Origin of the sequence: Mycobacterium sp. ITM-2016-00317 (assembly GCF_002968295.1) — a bacterium.
Lineage (GTDB): Bacteria > Actinomycetota > Actinomycetes > Mycobacteriales > Mycobacteriaceae > Mycobacterium.
The window spans coordinates 3,023,297-3,037,752 of record NZ_CP134399.1 but is presented as its reverse complement, the minus strand read 5'-3'; the positions used below and the strand labels follow the sequence as shown (position 1 = coordinate 3,037,752).

Sequence of the window (14,456 nt, the reverse complement as noted above, 5' to 3'; positions counted from 1 at the left end):
GTGGCAATCATGGCTCCGGTCCGCTTGGCAACGCCTCGGCGGTGCTGTCACAGCCCGCGGTCGTGCAGCCAGGAATCGATGCGGCCGGCGACCGTCTCCCAGCCGGTTTCCAGCATCATGTTGTGTCCCATGCCCGGAAAGATGTGCGCCTGGGTGCCGTACGCGAGCGCCGTCGCACGCACCTCGTCTCTGGTCACCGCGCCGTCCTCCGCGGCGCCGAGGACCAGCATTGGTGCCCGGACCCTGTCGGGTCGGGGTCGTTTGACCAGCCCGTCGAGACCCATCCGGGCACTCTCTTCCTGAAGGCGTCCGGCGTAGTGGCGGACCACCGACTCGGGGGTGCCCGGCGAGAAGAACCGCTCGCGGGCCAACTCGGGGGTGCTCACGTACGGCAGCGATCTGCCGGTCACCGTCAGCTTGGCGAAATGCCACGGGTGGCTCTTGATCCACCGCAGTCCGGAGCGCAGCGAGCCCTGCGGCGGCATGGAGGCCATCAGCACACCGGCCGGGGCGTCGCTGGTCTCCAGATACCGCTGCACCAGCACCCCGCCCATCGAGTGCCCGACGATCACCGGGCGGGCGGGCAGCGCATCGGCGGCGGCGCCGATGTCGGCGACGAAATCGTCGAACGTCAGGTCTTTGAGCTTTTTATCGGTGGGGCTTCCGCCGTGGCCGCGCAGGCTGACCGCCAGTGCGCGATAGCCACGTCCGGCGAAGTAATCGAGGAAGTGCTCGTCCCAGCACCACGCCGCGTGCCACGCGCCGTGTACGAACAGCAATGGCGCAGGGTGGGATTCAGTGACCGCCCCCTTGTCGATTACCTCCAGCATCGCGCACAGCGTATACGGCGGCCAGTCCGGCAGGCTCGGTACTATCGCGGCCCATGAGCCTTGCCCGACCGAACCCCGACAGCACCGTCGTGATCACCGGCGCCTCGTCGGGCATCGGCGAACACATCGCCCGCGGGCTGGCCCGGCGTGGCTACAACCTGACCCTGATCGCCCGGCGGCGCGACCGAATGGTCGCGCTGTCCGACGAATTGCTCAGTGGCCGTTCGATTTCGGTCGACGTGGTGCCACTGGACCTCAACGCCGAAGCCGACCGCGCCGAGGCAGTCGAGCGCCTGCGCAGTAGGCCGGTGGCCGGCCTGGTGAACAGCGCGGGATTCGGCACCAACGGGCTGTTGCAGGACCTGCCGCCGGACCGCGAGCGCGACCAGGTGATCGTCAACGTGCTTGCGCTGACCGAACTCACCCACGCCGTGCTGCCCCAGATGGTGGACCGCGGCACCGGAGCGGTGCTCAACATCGGCTCGATCGCCGGGTTCCAGCCGTTGCCCGGTGCCGCCGTGTACTCGGCGACCAAGGCCTACGTGCAGACGTTCTCCGAGGCCGTGCACGAAGGCCTGCGCGGCAGCGGCGTGTCCTGCACTGCGCTGTGCCCCGGGCCCGTCCCCACCGAATGGTGGGAGATCGCCGGGGAGCAGCCGCCGGGCGGGAAAGTGCAGGTTTCGGTCGAGGAGGTCGCCGAAGCCGGTATCGCGGCGATGCGCGAGGGCAAGCGCCTCGTCGTGCCCGGTCTGGTGCCGAAGCTGACCGGACTCGGCGGGCGCTTCACCCCGCGCGCACTGCTGCTTCCCGTGCTGCGGCTCGCCGCGCGGCGCCGCTAGTCGTTCCCGGAGCCCGACTCCGAGCCGCCGTCGTTCTTGTCGGCGCCCTTGTCGCCGGCATCGTCCTTCTTGTCCTTCTCGCCGTCGACCTTGTCCTGGATCGACTGCACCGAGTTGTCGTCGTCGCCGTCGTCGAGGCGGTGCTTGCCGCCCTTGTCGGTGTCTTCGTCGTCCTCGTCGGTGGCCTCGTCGAAAGCGTCATCCTCGACTTCGTCGACCGGCTCCTCCGGGTCCTCGACAGGCTCCTCGGCGGGCTCCTCGGCGGGCGAGGGCGTGCTGTCCTCGTCGGCGCCGGATCCCTCGTCCTCGGTCCCGGCGGACTGGAACTTGCTCAGCAGGGTGCTGACCGCGGCCTGCTCGGTGTCGACCGGCGCGTCGTCGTCGGTGCCTTCTCCAGCCGGCGGCTGGTCGGGCCCGGATTCGGCTTCACCCTCGGTCGTGCCGGACCCGTCCGACTCCGACTTCTGCGCGTCGTCCTCGGTCCCGGCGGCCTCGACCGGCGGATGCGGGTCGTAATTGTCATAGAGCCACGGGTTGTCGTAGAGGTTGTCGAAATTGCAGTTCTTGCAGAACAGCGGCGCCAGCGCCTTGGCCACCACGGCGATCAACCCGTTCTTCGGGTTGAAGATGCTGCTGTTCTGGACGAACGGGTTGAACGCATCGAACAGCGACTTGGCGAGCTTGAGCGGCACCCGGATGAAGTCGGCCAGCGGCACGCTGGCCACCGGCTTGGGCGGCGTGGTCAGCCACTCCCAGGTGTTCTTGAACGGACCCCACGGCTCCAGCTGGACGGTGGTGCCCGCCCACGACACGGGTGTGCCGTCGAACGGGTTGGTCGAGCCCTGCTCACCGGCGCCGGGGAACGTGTAGCCGTCGTACAGCTGCGAGACCGGGACCTTGAACATGCTGGCCAGCAGCATGCTCATGTCCGGGCAGGCACCCGGCGTGCCGGCGCATCCGGAGTTCATCGGCAGGTTGGCCTGTGCCCACACGCTCATCTGCTCGCCGAGCACCGATGAGAACGGCTTGAACGGCATCAGCACATCGATGAACGCCTTGAGCTTCGGCGGATCCCATTCGTCGAAACCGAACACGTTGGTCGGCCCCCACACCTGCCAGCTGCCGGTACCGATCATCGCGTCGGCGAGCCGGTCCATCGCCTGGATCTCCCAGGCCGGCAGGCTCAGCAGCGCGTTGAAGAGGTTGCCAGGAATGTAGAGCAACGACGACTCGCCGAACACGGCACGGTTGGTCACCGACACGTCGGCCGAACCGGTGTCGGTGCACAGCGCCGACGTCGGCTCGGTTTCGCACAGGTTGCTCGCAGCCGCGGTCAGCGCGACATAGCGGTCGGTCGCGCGTTCGGCGATCACCTGCGGCGCGATCGGAGTTACGGAAATGACGCTGGCCCCCACCAACGCCACGCCGGCCGTGATGTAAGGCTTGACGGCACCAGGCATGACGCCCCCTTCGTATGTTCCTGTGAATTTGCTGTCCCCCAACAGCAAGGAACGTAACCGAACATCAACGGCGTTGTCTAGCAAAGTAAAAACACCGCGTGTCAAACAGCGAAGTCTGACGGGTGCGTCAAGCAGATCAGGCTCGATCCAGACCCTTCGGTCCGAACCAGGCGCGGTTCCCGTACTGGTCCAGATGGACCACCTCGTCAACAGGTCTGCGCGTGGTCGGACCGTATCGCCCGCGCGGCCAGCCCAGCGGAACCACACAGCACGGGGTCACCTCGGTCGGCAACTTCAGCACCCGGCGCGCAGACGTCAGATTCCACAAAGGCAACGTGATCAGCGAAGCGCCCAATCCCATAGAGCGCGCTGCCAGCAACAAATTCTGCACGCTCGGGTAGATCGATCCGAAGAATGCCGACGCCGCCGCGTGCGGCATCGGCACGAACGGCACCTTGCCCTCTCGGGCCGACAGCCGTAGGCACGCGATGATCAGCACCGGGATCTCGTGGAAGTGCTCGAGCTGCCACTCGATGGCCTTCACACTCTTTGCCATCTCGTCGTCGTAGGAGGCGACGTCGCGGATCGTGGTGCGGTGGAACACGCGCCATGCCAACCGGTAACGCCGCTGCAGCTTGCGCTTGATCTTGGGGTCCTTGACGACGATGAACTCCCAGTTCTGCCCGTTGGCGCCGGTCGGCGCCCGCAGCGCGAGCTCGATGCACTTGAGCACGATCTCGTCGTCGACCGGATCGGGCAGCACCCGGCGGATCGCACGCTGCGTCATCATCGCCTCGACCAGCGGCATGTCCAGCCGGGCCAGCGCCTCGGCGGCGGTGGGGATGGGTTCCGGCACCGTCAGGCCCTCCCGTCGATCCACTCGGCGGTGAACCGCTGCATCTGCGGGACCTCCTTGCCGATCAGGTCGGCGACATAGCGTTCGATCCGCCCTCCCACCATCGGGACCCGGACCTCGAGGGTGCCGTTGACCCGCAGGACGGAACCGGATCCGGCCGCGGTGAGCAGCATCGTGCCCGACCCGGAACTGGGCACCCCGCGCGCGGTGATGCTGAAGTCGCCGTGCGCCCGGCCGTCGACCGCAGGCCGCCACGTCTCGGTCCGCATGATCTTTGTGTCGCCGGGCAGCACCCGGGCGATCGCACCGGGCAGCATGTCCGCGCGCAGATCCTGGGTGGTGCGAACCGCCACCGTGCCGTCTTGGGCGACATCCAGCGAATCCAGCCGCATCGAGTCGCCGCCGTAGGCGGCGAGCCGGTCCAGCCAGTATTCGCGCAAGCCGAACGCCGCCAGCACGTCGGCGACCCCGGCAGGCGCCTCGGTCGTCAGGTCGAAAGAGCGCGGCACGGCCTCAGTTCCCCCGCGGTTGCTTGCCGAACACCTTGTCGGCGACGCGGGCCGCGAACCGCCGCGACTCCTCGCACTGCTCGTCACTGATGTTGGTGGGCGGCAGTTTGATCCCGAGCGAACGCTCCTTGTACTCCCCCGACCCCAGATAGCTGGTCAGCGACAGCATCGAGGACAGTTCCCCGCCCGGGTAGGTGAAGTGGATGCCGTCGACGTAGCGCCCGCCCTTCTTCTCGGCGAGCTTGCGCACTTCGGCGAGGTTCTTTCGCCACTTGCGGCGGCACACCACGAACACCGCAAACCGCTTGCCGTCCAGCAGGTTCCGTGCCTCGTGCGAGGTCAGGAAGGTGCGCAGCGGCATCGACACGGTGTCCCACCAGGTGGGTGACCCGATGCAGATCAGGTCGTAGTCGCCGGTACGGACCGCGTCGGGCGTGCGGATGTCGCCGGTGCGCTTCAGTGTCTGCGCCGGCAGCATCCCGAGGAACTCGGGCCAGACCCGGTGCATCGGGAAGCGGGAGAACCGCTCGGCGTACCGTGGGTCGGTGAACTCGATCGGCGCCTCGGTCACGTCGTACCCGCGGGACCGGAACACCTCCCCCGCCGCGTCGAGAACCTTCTTCGCCTGTCCCGTGTAGCTGTAGTAGAGCAACAGCACGCGCGGCGGACCCGATGGAGTCACGGTCGGCACATCCTCTCGTCATCCTCGACCCGACGTGCCACGCCGGGCCCTTTGCGAATAGCCTCACACACGTGAGCAACAAAGTTCCGGTCGACCTCACTGGCCCGGCGAAGACCATGCTGTCGACTCTGTACCTGAAAGCCCTCGACGCTGACTTCGACCGCCCGATCCTCGGCGACCGGTTCGCCAAGGCCGCGATCGACAAGCTCGACTTCGACTGGCGCGAACTCGAGATCACGCCGAAGTGGGCGCCGCTGTTCACCGTTCGCACCGCGCTCTACGACGGCTGGGTCCGCGAGTTCATCGCCGCCCACCCCGAATGCACCGTCGTGCACCTGGGTTGCGGCCTGGACTGCCGCGTGTTCCGGGTCGATCCCGGACCCGACGTGCGTTGGTACGACGTGGATTTCCCCGAGGTCATCGCGCTGCGCGAGCAGATCTACCCGTCCCGCAGCAACTATCAGCTCATCGCCACCCCGGCCACCGAGCCGACCTGGCTCGACGACATCCCTGCCGACCGCCCCACGCTGCTGATCGCCGAGGGCATCAGCATGTACCTCACCGAGGAGGAGGGCATCGCGCTGCTGCGCCGCTTCGTCGACCGGTTCGGCGTCGGCGAGCTGCAGATCGACTTCTTCAACTGGCTGGCGATCAAGTCCCAGAAGACACAGTCTTTGGTGCGCACCTCCGGCTCGGTGCTGTACTGGGCGGTCAACGATCCTCAGCAGATCCTCGACAAGCTGCCCGACATCCGATTGCTCGCTGCCACAACGTTTTTCGACGCGAGCACGTATGCCGGAACGGGCCCGGCCATGCAGGCGCTCAAACGCGCGGTGCGGCTGGTGCCGCCGCTGCGCACGGCGCTGCAGTACCACCGCTTCGCGTACGGCTCCCCCGCTCAGCAACGCTGAGCGTCAGCCCACACCGGACTGCTTGGCCACGACGGCGCGAAGTTGGTCCTCGATCGCCGCGACTGACTTCTCGCGGTCCGGTCCGTGGGAGTGGTACTCGATCATCAGTTGACCGTTGAAGATCTTGCTGGTGTAGATCTCGATGCCCGCGCCGACCGCGAAGTAGAACTCGCCGTGGCTGGCGGCCACCTGCATGTCCGGCGGCGTGCGCAGCGGCGGCACGATGCCGTTGTCGGTGAACATCACGACGTCGGGCAGGCCGGGCGGGTTGCCCACGTACTGCGGGCTGAAGTGCAGGAAGCTCTGCTGGATCACGCCTTCGGCGATGTCCTTCTTGTAGGTGTCGTTGATGTCGCGGGCCAGCGCGGCGATGTCGGTGCCCGATTCGATCTCGGCCAGATAGGTGGCGATGCCGACGGGATTGGTGCTCTCGGTGGCCGAGACCGGCGGGGACAGCAGGTAGCGCAGGTCCACCGGATAGACGTAGGGCACCGGGATGTTCGGGGTGTTGCGTACATTCCATTCGGCCATCAGCACCGCCGCCGAGAGCAGGCTGTTCAGGCCGAGCTTGTTGGCCCGGCAGAACGCGATGATCTTCTCGGTGTCCTGCTCCGGCAGCGTGCAGTACGCCATCGGGACGAGCTGCGGCAGAACGGGGTTGACCTCGGCCGGGGCGCGCCGCGACGGCGGCAGGTCGTAGGCGAACATCGCGGCGAGCAGCCGCTCCAGGCCCGAACGGGTCCGCTTCTCCACCCCCCGGTTCGCCAGGATCACCTCCAGCGGCTCGGGCGCCGGGTGCACCTGCACCGGTTTGGCGGTGCCGGTGGTCACCAGATCGGTGTAGGTGGAGAACAACTCCTCGACCAGGCTGAACTGGTGGTGCCCGTCGGCCAGGCTGTGATGGATGTACAGGGTGGGCTGCGCGACGCCGTCGCGGACGGTGAGGCGCAGATGCACCAGCGACTGGGTCTGGTCGAAGATCAGCGGCGGGGCGGGCGCGTCGCCGGCCAGTTCCACCACCTCGATGCCGGGATGCATCAGGTCGTCGAGCACGATCTCCCACTTGCCGTCGGGCAGCTGCTCCAGATGTCCGCCGAGCACCGGGTGTGCCTGCAGCAGCAGGTCGAACGCGTCCGACAGCGCGTCGGCGTCCATCGGACCCTCCACGTGTGCGGCCAGGCCGATGAAGTTGTGCGTCTCGGCGAACATCTCTTCGCTGCGCGCGAGCTTTCGGATGCCCGATGAAGGAAACATCAGTGTCAGACTCCCGGTGTCTCGGTGGAGGTGTCGGTGGGTGGGGAGGTCCCGTCACCCACGCTTGCTGGCCTTGCGGTATCCGATCGCCAGCGGGACCGCGCACACCGCGGCGATCCCGACCGCCCACAACACCGAGAACATCACGGGCTCGGCGATGGGGCCCTCGAGCGCCAGGCCCCGCATGGCCTCGATCGTATAGCTGACCGGCTGATGCTCGACGATCGGTTGCAGCCATTCCGGGTACTGGTCCAGCGGCACGAATCCGATGGAGAAGAACATCAGCATCGCGATGACGATCTCGGTGGCCTGCGGCACGATCGTGTTGGACGAGAACAACGCCAGGGTCAGCACCGCAGCCGACAACGCGACCCCGAACAGCGCGGGCATGAACACCCACAGGACGGCCGCGGGAATGCCCTGCTCGAACCGGAATCCGAGTGCGAGCCCGACGCACATCACCACCAACGTGATCACCACGATGCGGACGAAATCGGCGGTCAGCCGCGACAGCAGGCCCGCAGCGCGGTGCACGGGCACCACCCAGAACCGGGCCAGCAGCCCGACTTCGCGTTCCCGCATGATCCCGACCGCGCCGATGATCGCACCCGTCATCCCGCCGACCAGTGCGACCAGCGGCACCTGGCCGTAGAGGCCACTGTGTCCGGTGACCTCCTGCAGCACGTCTCCCAGCACGATGTCCAGAGCGACGAGGAAGGCCGCAGGCATTACGAACGACTGGACCAGCGTCGCCGGGTCGCGGCTCCAGCGCCGCAGGATGCGCCAGGTCAGGATTCCCACCTGCGGCAGCAGCCGCTTGGGCGAGTTCTCCCAGATCTTCTCGCGGCGGTGCCTGCCACCGGGCCGGAACGGCGCGCCCACCACGGGCTCCGAGTGCTCCACGGTCATTCGGTCCGCCGCTTCCTGGTCACCCACGCGTGCAGGGTCAGTGCCACGACGATGCTGCCGACCGCCCACGCCACCGCGGGGAACATCACCGCCCAGGTGGTCTCCGGTGCGGCGCCGGAGCTGTCCCCGGCGAGCGCCTGCAGTGCGTACACCCACTGCGACAGCGGCTGGTTGCGCACGAAGCCCTGGATCCACTCCGGGAAGCGTTCGACCGGCTGCAGACCCACCGATGCCAGGCCGAGCGTCAGCTGCGGGATGAGCATCATCGGCGCGGTGGCCTCGGGATTCTGGGTCGCGATGCCGATCAGGTCGCCGATCAGAGCCAGCGCGGCGCCGATGAGCAGCACCAGCGCGACGAACCCGACCACGCTGACGACACCGTTGTGGAACCGGAAACCAATCACGTGGCCGCAGGCCACCGACACGGCCAGCGCGATGCAGCAGCGGTACATGCTGGCGGTCATCCGCGACGCCAGCGGTGTCAGCACCGGGATGGGCATCGCGCGGAACCGGCGGTTGATGCCCTGCACCGAATCGGTCGCCGACCGGAACGCCGCCGAGATGGCGGCGAACCAGATGGCCTGCAGCACGATCAGCGGCGTCAGGTACTGGGCGTAGCTGCTCAGCGGCTGAACTGCGCCCATCATCTGTTTCAGCGGCAGGTAGTAGCCGATGGTGAACACGATCGACCCGACGATCTGGGTGGCCAGCTCCCCGTTGCGCAGGGTCGGTGTGATCATCCGGACGGTCAGCACCCACCACTGCTGAACCGCGGAGACCGGCGGCCGGGCGGCTGTCGGGATGGCGGACCGGGTGATCACGCGTACGAGTCCGCAGCCACGAGGTCGTCGGACTGGTCGCCCCTGCCGCGGGTGCTGTCCCCGGTCAGCGCGAGGAACACCTCGTCGAGGGACGGCCGGCGCAGCGCGATGTCCATCAGCTCGATGCGGTGCTCGCTGAGCAGGTGCAGCGCCTGCATCAGTGTGTTGGCGCCGTCCGGTGCCGGCATCGAGATCCGGTCCGACGTGTCGTCGAGCGCGGCCCGGTTGGCCTCGGGCACCAGCGCGCCGAGAATGCGCACCACCTCCGGGATGTCGCCGATGTGGCGGGGCACGATCTCGCAGTAGGTGCCGCCGGTGCGCTCCTTGAGCTGGTCGGCGGTGCCCTCGGCGATCACCGTGCCCTTGTCGATGACGATGATGCGGTCGCTGAGGAGGTCGGCCTCCTCCAGGTACTGGGTGGTCAGCAGCGTGGCGATGCCGGCCTCTTTGAAGTCGGTGACCAGTTCCCAGATCGCCTGGCGGCTCCGGGGATCCAGACCGGTGGTCGGTTCGTCGAGGAACACCACCTCGGGGCGCACCACCAGACCGCAGGCGATGTCGATCCGCCGCTTCATGCCGCCGGAGTAGTTGCCCACCGCACGGTCGCCGGCCTGCACCAGGTCGAACTGCTCCAGCAGTTCCTGGGCGCGCTGCTTGGCGACCTTCTTGGACAGCCCCTGCAACCGCCCGAACATCAGCAGGTTCTCGCGGCCGGTCAGCAGGTCGTCGAGCGCCGCGTGCTGACCGGTCAGCATCAGCGCCCGGCGCACCCCGGCGGGGTCGCTGACGACGTCGTGTCCGGCGATCAGCGCGCGGCCGCTGTCCGGCTTGATCAGCGTGGACAGGATGTTCACGGTGGTGGTCTTGCCGGCCCCGTTGGGGCCGAGCAGACCGAGCACCTCGCCGCGTTCGACCTCGAAACTCACGTCGCGCAGCGCCTGGACGGAGCCGAAGGACTTCTTGATGCCGGCGACGACCACCGCCTTGTCGGACCTGGTCATGCGCTCTCCTCTAACCGCTCACGACAGATCGACCAGCGCCAGTTCGTCGCCGGCGTCGCTGTCCTCCTCGGCCAGCGCATCCCGGGTGATCTCCAGGAGCGCGGTCGAGTACTGCCCGGCAAAGGATTCCACATCGGTGGGCCCGAGCCGGCGGGTGTCGTACCACCAGTCCAGGTGCAGCACCCCTCCGGTGCGGTAAACCCGCAGCTCGATCGCGTGCCCGAGGCCGGGCAGCGCGTCGCGGATCGGCATGGCGGTGTCCGCGTCGAACCGCACGGGCGCGTCCTCGGGCTGTTCGACGGGCACCTCGGGGATGGTGCCGACGTGGGAGAACAGGATGTCGGCGGGCCGGGTCGCGCCCAGCACCCGCGCGGTCGGCGCGTACAGGTAACGCAGCAGGCCGTACCCGATGCCGTAGTGCGGCACCGCTTTGAGCGTGTCGCGCACCTCCTCGAGGGACTCCCGGGCCGAGCCGTGACCGGTCGCGTTCAGCACCACCGGGTGGATGGTGCTGAACCAGCCGACGGTGCGTTGCAGGTCGACGTCCGGCTTGAGCACCGAGCGGCCGCGGCCGGCCAGGTCGACGGCCACCGCACCCTCGCCGGTCGTGCCGGCGACAGCGCGGCCGAGCGCGGCCAGCAGGATCTCCTCGACCGGCAGGCGCAGCCGCCGCCGGGCGTCGTCGATCTCACCGGTCTCGGCGGCCGACAGCGCGGTCGACAGCCGGGCCACCTCGTCGGCGCCGGGGCGCTCGCTGGGATCCGGGCCAGCGACGCTCAGCGTGGACCGCTGCGCCGTCTCGAACCAGTGGTCCCGGCTGTCGAGCACGGCCGGGTGGCTGGCCAGGCCTGCGCACCGCTGCGACCACTCCCGCCACGACGCCGGCACCGGTGCCAACGTGATCTCCTCGCCGGCCATCCGCTGGCTGAACGCGGTGAAGATGTCGGTGAGCAGCACGTCACGCGACACCCCGTCCTCGCCCGAGCCGCCGATGATGCCGTGCAGGCTCAGCGCCAGGTGCGACGGGCCACCGGCGGCGCCGCGGATGAACGTCGCGGTCAGCGGCACCACCATCTGATGCTCGCGGACCTGCTCGTCGAGGAACTCCAGCACCGCCGCCCGTTCCTGCGGGCTGCCCGCGGCCAGGCCGTCGGGCAGCTGTCGGGTCACCAGCTCGGTGAACTCCCCCGGCTCGGCGATCCGCTGATCCCAGGTGCCTGACCGCTCCACCAGGTGCACCCGCAGCGCGTCGTGCGCGTCGGTGACCGCGGTCAGCACCGCCCGCACGTCGTCCTCGCCGACGTCGGGACGCAGCCCCAGGATAACCGGGATACGCCAACGCCCGATATCGCGCAGGCCGTGCTCCAGGAAGTACGCCACGTTCGGCGGGACCGGCGGATGGACCGCGTCGTCGAGCGTCTGGCGGGCGAGCCCGCCCTCGGCGTAGCGGGCGGAGAGCACCTTGGCCAGCGAGGCCACGGTCTGATTCTCGTAGAGGTCCTGCGGGGTCAGGTCCAGACCTTCGTGCCCGGCGGTCATCGCCACGCTGATCGCGATCAGCGAGTCGCCGCCGATCTCGAAGAAGTTGGCGTTGCGGTCGATGTTCGACAGGCCCAGGCACTGGCACCAGATGCGCTGCAGCTTGGCCTCCACCGTGGAGGCGCCGCCGGCCGCGGCGGGCGCGGCACCGGCGGAGTCGGCCGCGGCCGCCATGCCGTTGGTGCCCGCGCCGCCGGCCAGCCAGGCGGCGTTGGCGTTGTGCTCGACCCAGTGCCGCTGCTTGGCGAACGGATAGCCGGGCAGCGTGACCAGCGTGTGCTGCTGCTCGGCGCCCTGGTCGAAGTCGACCTCGACGTCGGCGGCCCACAGCTGGCCCAGCGCCAGCAGGAAGGTGTCGTGGTCGTTGCGGTTCTGCGCCTGGTGCCGCATCAGCCGCACCGCGCGGTGCCGCTCGCCCCACTTCGGGTGCCTGCCCGCCGACGAGGTCAGCGTGCCGCCGGGGCCCACCTCGACCAGCACCCGGTCCGGTGCGGCCAGCAGCGCGTCGAGTTCGTCGGCGAAGCGCACAGTGGCCCGGATCTGGCGGGCCCAGGTCGCCGGGTTGGTGGCCTCGGCCGCGGTCATCGTGGTCCCGGTGATGTTGGACAGCAACGGGATCTGCGGTTCCCGCAGCGTCACCCCGGACAGGAACGCGCCGAACTCGGCGACCACCGGGTCCATCAGCCGGGAGTGGAACGCGTGCGAGGTGCGCACCCGCCGGGCCGCGACGCCCTTCTCGGCCAGCGCGGCCTGGAAGGTGCGGATCGCGTCCTCGCTGCCGGCCACCACGCAGCTGCCCGGGTCGTTGATCGTCGCGACGTCGACGTCCGGGGTCAGGTGTTCGGCGACTGCCGCGGGGCTCAACGGCACCGCGACCATCACGCCGCGCGGCGCGGCGTGCATCAGCTTGGCGCGCTTGGACACCACCTTGACCGCGGTGTCGAGGTCGAAGACGCCGGCGATCGTCGCTGCCGGGTACTCCCCGATGCTGTGCCCGGCCATGATCGCCGGTTCGACGCCGTAGGACTGGACCAGTCTGGCCAGCGCGTACTCGACGGTGAACAGCGCAGGCTGGGCCCGGTCGGTGTGCTCCAGGTTGCGTCCGACGCCGTCGAAGATCTCGGCGCGCAGGTCGTAGCCCATCTCGTCGCTGAATGCGGTCGCACACTCGTCGAAGTGCCGGGCGAACACCGGCTCGCTGTCGTACAGGCCGCGGGCCATGCCGACGTGCTGGGCGCCCTGGCCCGGGAACAGGAACGCGACCCGCTCGGCCGAGTCCGCCAGATCGGGGACGGCCTGTCCGACGAACACGTTGTCTGTCTCGGTTGCCGACAGTACCGCGGCGGCGTTGGCCTGGTCGTGCACGACCGCGGCCAACCGGACCGGCTCCTTGCGGCGCCGGGTCAGCGTGTACGCGGCGTCGGGCAGGCTGATCTCGTCAGTCTCCGCTAGCTCGGTGGCCAGCGCGGCCCGCGACTGGGCGAGCGCATCCTCGGTTCTGGCGGACAGCACCAGGATCTGCGGGCGGGCCTGTGCGGCGGCCGGCGCGGCGGCCACCGCCGGCGCCTCCTCCAGCACGATGTGGGCGTTGGTGCCGCCCACGCCGAACGAGCTGACGCCCGCGCGGCGGATGCCGTCGGATTCCCACGGGCCGTCCTGGCCGCGGATGCGGAACGGTCCGCGGTCGATGTGCAGCTCGGGGTTCGGGCTGGTGTAGTGCAGCGTGGCCGGGATGGCCTTGTGCTCCAGGCACAGGATGGCCTTGATCAGCCCGGCGATACCCGCCGCGGTCTCCAGGTGGCCGATGTTCGACTTGACCGACCCGACATAGCAAGGCGCACTGCGGGTTTCCTCGGCGAGCTCGAATGCCTGGCGCAGCCCCTCGAGCTCGATCGGGTCGCCGAGCGGGGTGCCCGTGCCGTGGGTCTCGACGTAGGTGATCGACGACGCGTCCACCCCGGCGATCGCATGTGCCTCGGCGATCACCTCAGCCTGGCCCAGCGCGTTGGGCGCGGCGTAGGTCATCTTGGTGGCGCCGTCGTTGTTCAGCGCGGAGCCGCGGATGACGGCGTGGATGTGGTCGCCGTCCTCGACGGCGTCGGCCAGCGCCTTGAGCACCACCACTCCGACACCGCTGGCGAAGATCGTGCCGTCGGCGCGCACGTCGAACGGGCGGCACCGGCCGGTGGGCGAGACCATCCCGCCCTGCTCGTACCAGTAGCCGACGTGGTGCGGGATGCGCAGCGACGAGCCGCCGGCCAGCGCGATGTCGCACTCCCCGTTGAGGATCGACTGGCAGGCCAGGTGCACCGCGACCAGCGACGACGAACAGGCGGTCGCCACCGACAGCGCAGGCCCGCGGAAGTCGAACTGGTGGGCCGCCCGGGTGGCCAGGTGGTCCTTGTCGTTCTGCAGCGACAGGTTGACCATCTCGAAGCTGGCGCCCTGCCCGATGACCATCATCGGGTCGAAGTTCGACATCAAGTTGTGCAGCAGGTAGCCGCTCGAGCTGCTGGTGCCGAACACGCCGACGGTGGCGTCCAGTTCCTTCGGGTCGTAGCCGGCGTCCTCCAGCCCGTGGAACACCGTCTGCAGGAACAGTCGGTGCTGCGGGTCGAGCATGCGGGCGGCGTACGGGGTGAAGCCGAAGAAGTCGGCGTCGAACTCTTCGATGCCCGGCATCAGCCCGGCCCGGCGCACGTAGCCGCGGTGGGCCAGCGCCTTCTCGGTGACGCCGTTGGCGAGCAGGTCGTCCTCGGACAGGTCGACGATCGACTCGACGCCCCCGCGCAGGTTGCGCCAGTACTCCGACACCGACCCCGCGCCCGGGAACCTGCCGGCCATG

12 protein-coding genes are annotated in these 14,456 nt (G+C 69.0%); 2 read left to right on the top strand and 10 right to left on the bottom strand.

Annotated elements, in window-relative coordinates; all coding sequences use genetic code 11:
* Window positions 1-47 precede the first annotated feature (47 nt).
* Entirely contained in the window at window positions 48-830 is a 783-nt protein-coding gene (locus tag C6A87_RS14380; protein WP_311112894.1) for an alpha/beta fold hydrolase, read from the bottom strand.
* Window positions 831-883: 53 nt separating this feature from the next.
* On the opposite strand from C6A87_RS14380, the gene C6A87_RS14375 reads away from it, so the two are divergent.
* Entirely contained in the window at window positions 884-1,669 is a 786-nt protein-coding gene (locus tag C6A87_RS14375; protein WP_311112893.1) for an SDR family oxidoreductase, read from the top strand.
* Here the strand turns inward: C6A87_RS14375 and C6A87_RS14370 are convergent.
* From C6A87_RS14370 to C6A87_RS14355, 4 genes are all read right to left on the bottom strand, one after another.
* On the bottom strand, window positions 1,666-3,129 hold the full coding sequence (locus tag C6A87_RS14370; protein WP_311112892.1) for a hypothetical protein: 1,464 nt from the start codon (window positions 3,127-3,129) through the stop codon (window positions 1,666-1,668). The two genes, C6A87_RS14375 and C6A87_RS14370, sit on opposite strands and share 4 nt — an antisense overlap.
* A 136-nt stretch (window positions 3,130-3,265) precedes the next feature.
* Complete coding sequence (locus tag C6A87_RS14365; protein WP_396837100.1) at window positions 3,266-3,937, bottom strand: nitroreductase family protein; 672 nt, start codon at window positions 3,935-3,937, stop codon at window positions 3,266-3,268.
* A gap of 50 nt (window positions 3,938-3,987) precedes the next feature.
* Window positions 3,988-4,494, bottom strand: a complete 507-nt coding sequence (locus C6A87_RS14360) for a DUF2505 domain-containing protein (RefSeq protein WP_311112890.1) — start codon at window positions 4,492-4,494, stop codon at window positions 3,988-3,990.
* A 4-nt stretch (window positions 4,495-4,498) separates the two neighbouring features.
* Window positions 4,499-5,185 carry a flavodoxin family protein gene (locus C6A87_RS14355; protein WP_311112889.1) on the bottom strand — a complete coding sequence of 229 codons (687 nt, stop codon included), beginning with the start codon at window positions 5,183-5,185 and terminating at the stop codon, window positions 4,499-4,501.
* A 62-nt stretch (window positions 5,186-5,247) separates the two neighbouring features.
* Here C6A87_RS14355 and C6A87_RS14350 point away from each other — a divergent pair, with 62 nt between their 5' ends.
* The gene (locus C6A87_RS14350; RefSeq protein ID WP_311112888.1) at window positions 5,248-6,087 is read left to right on the top strand and encodes a class I SAM-dependent methyltransferase; all 840 of its coding nucleotides are present in this window, start codon (window positions 5,248-5,250) and stop codon (window positions 6,085-6,087) included.
* Between the two features lie 3 nt (window positions 6,088-6,090).
* Here the strand turns inward: C6A87_RS14350 and C6A87_RS14345 are convergent, their stop codons facing one another.
* From C6A87_RS14345 to C6A87_RS14325, 5 genes are read right to left on the bottom strand one after another with little or no spacing between them, the layout of a single operon-like run.
* Window positions 6,091-7,341 carry a phthiocerol/phthiodiolone dimycocerosyl transferase gene (locus C6A87_RS14345; protein WP_311112887.1) on the bottom strand — a complete coding sequence of 417 codons (1,251 nt, stop codon included), beginning with the start codon at window positions 7,339-7,341 and terminating at the stop codon, window positions 6,091-6,093.
* A 54-nt stretch (window positions 7,342-7,395) separates the two neighbouring features.
* Window positions 7,396-8,250, bottom strand: coding sequence for an ABC transporter permease (locus C6A87_RS14340; protein ID WP_396837099.1), 855 nt, complete (start codon window positions 8,248-8,250; stop codon window positions 7,396-7,398).
* Window positions 8,247-9,071 carry an ABC transporter permease gene (locus C6A87_RS14335; protein ID WP_311117802.1) on the bottom strand — a complete coding sequence of 275 codons (825 nt, stop codon included), beginning with the start codon at window positions 9,069-9,071 and terminating at the stop codon, window positions 8,247-8,249. The genes C6A87_RS14340 and C6A87_RS14335 overlap by 4 nt, the downstream gene beginning before the upstream one ends.
* Window positions 9,068-10,072: an ATP-binding cassette domain-containing protein gene (locus C6A87_RS14330; RefSeq protein WP_311117801.1), complete on the bottom strand. Its 1,005-nt coding sequence runs from the start codon at window positions 10,070-10,072 to the stop codon at window positions 9,068-9,070. The genes C6A87_RS14335 and C6A87_RS14330 overlap by 4 nt, the downstream gene beginning before the upstream one ends.
* An 18-nt stretch (window positions 10,073-10,090) precedes the next feature.
* The gene (locus C6A87_RS14325) at window positions 10,091-14,455 is read right to left on the bottom strand and encodes a type I polyketide synthase (RefSeq protein WP_396837098.1); all 4,365 of its coding nucleotides are present in this window, start codon (window positions 14,453-14,455) and stop codon (window positions 10,091-10,093) included.
* Between the last annotated feature and the right edge of the window lies 1 nt (window position 14,456).

Excerpts from the sequence above, each read along its gene's own strand:
- C6A87_RS14380 (WP_311112894.1), bottom strand. The coding sequence starts at position 830 with ATGCTGGAGGTAATCGACAAGGGGGCGGTCACTGAATCCCACCCTGCG.
- C6A87_RS14375 (WP_311112893.1), top strand. The coding sequence starts at position 884 with ATGAGCCTTGCCCGACCGAACCCCGACAGCACCGTCGTGATCACCGGC.
- C6A87_RS14370 (WP_311112892.1), bottom strand. The coding sequence starts at position 3,129 with ATGCCTGGTGCCGTCAAGCCTTACATCACGGCCGGCGTGGCGTTGGTG.
- C6A87_RS14365 (WP_396837100.1), bottom strand. The coding sequence starts at position 3,937 with ATGCCGCTGGTCGAGGCGATGATGACGCAGCGTGCGATCCGCCGGGTG.
- C6A87_RS14345 (WP_311112887.1), bottom strand. The coding sequence starts at position 7,341 with ATGTTTCCTTCATCGGGCATCCGAAAGCTCGCGCGCAGCGAAGAGATG.
- C6A87_RS14340 (WP_396837099.1), bottom strand. The coding sequence starts at position 8,250 with ATGACCGTGGAGCACTCGGAGCCCGTGGTGGGCGCGCCGTTCCGGCCC.
- C6A87_RS14330 (WP_311117801.1), bottom strand. The coding sequence starts at position 10,072 with ATGACCAGGTCCGACAAGGCGGTGGTCGTCGCCGGCATCAAGAAGTCC.
- C6A87_RS14325 (WP_396837098.1), bottom strand. The coding sequence starts at position 14,455 with ATGGCCGGCAGGTTCCCGGGCGCGGGGTCGGTGTCGGAGTACTGGCGC.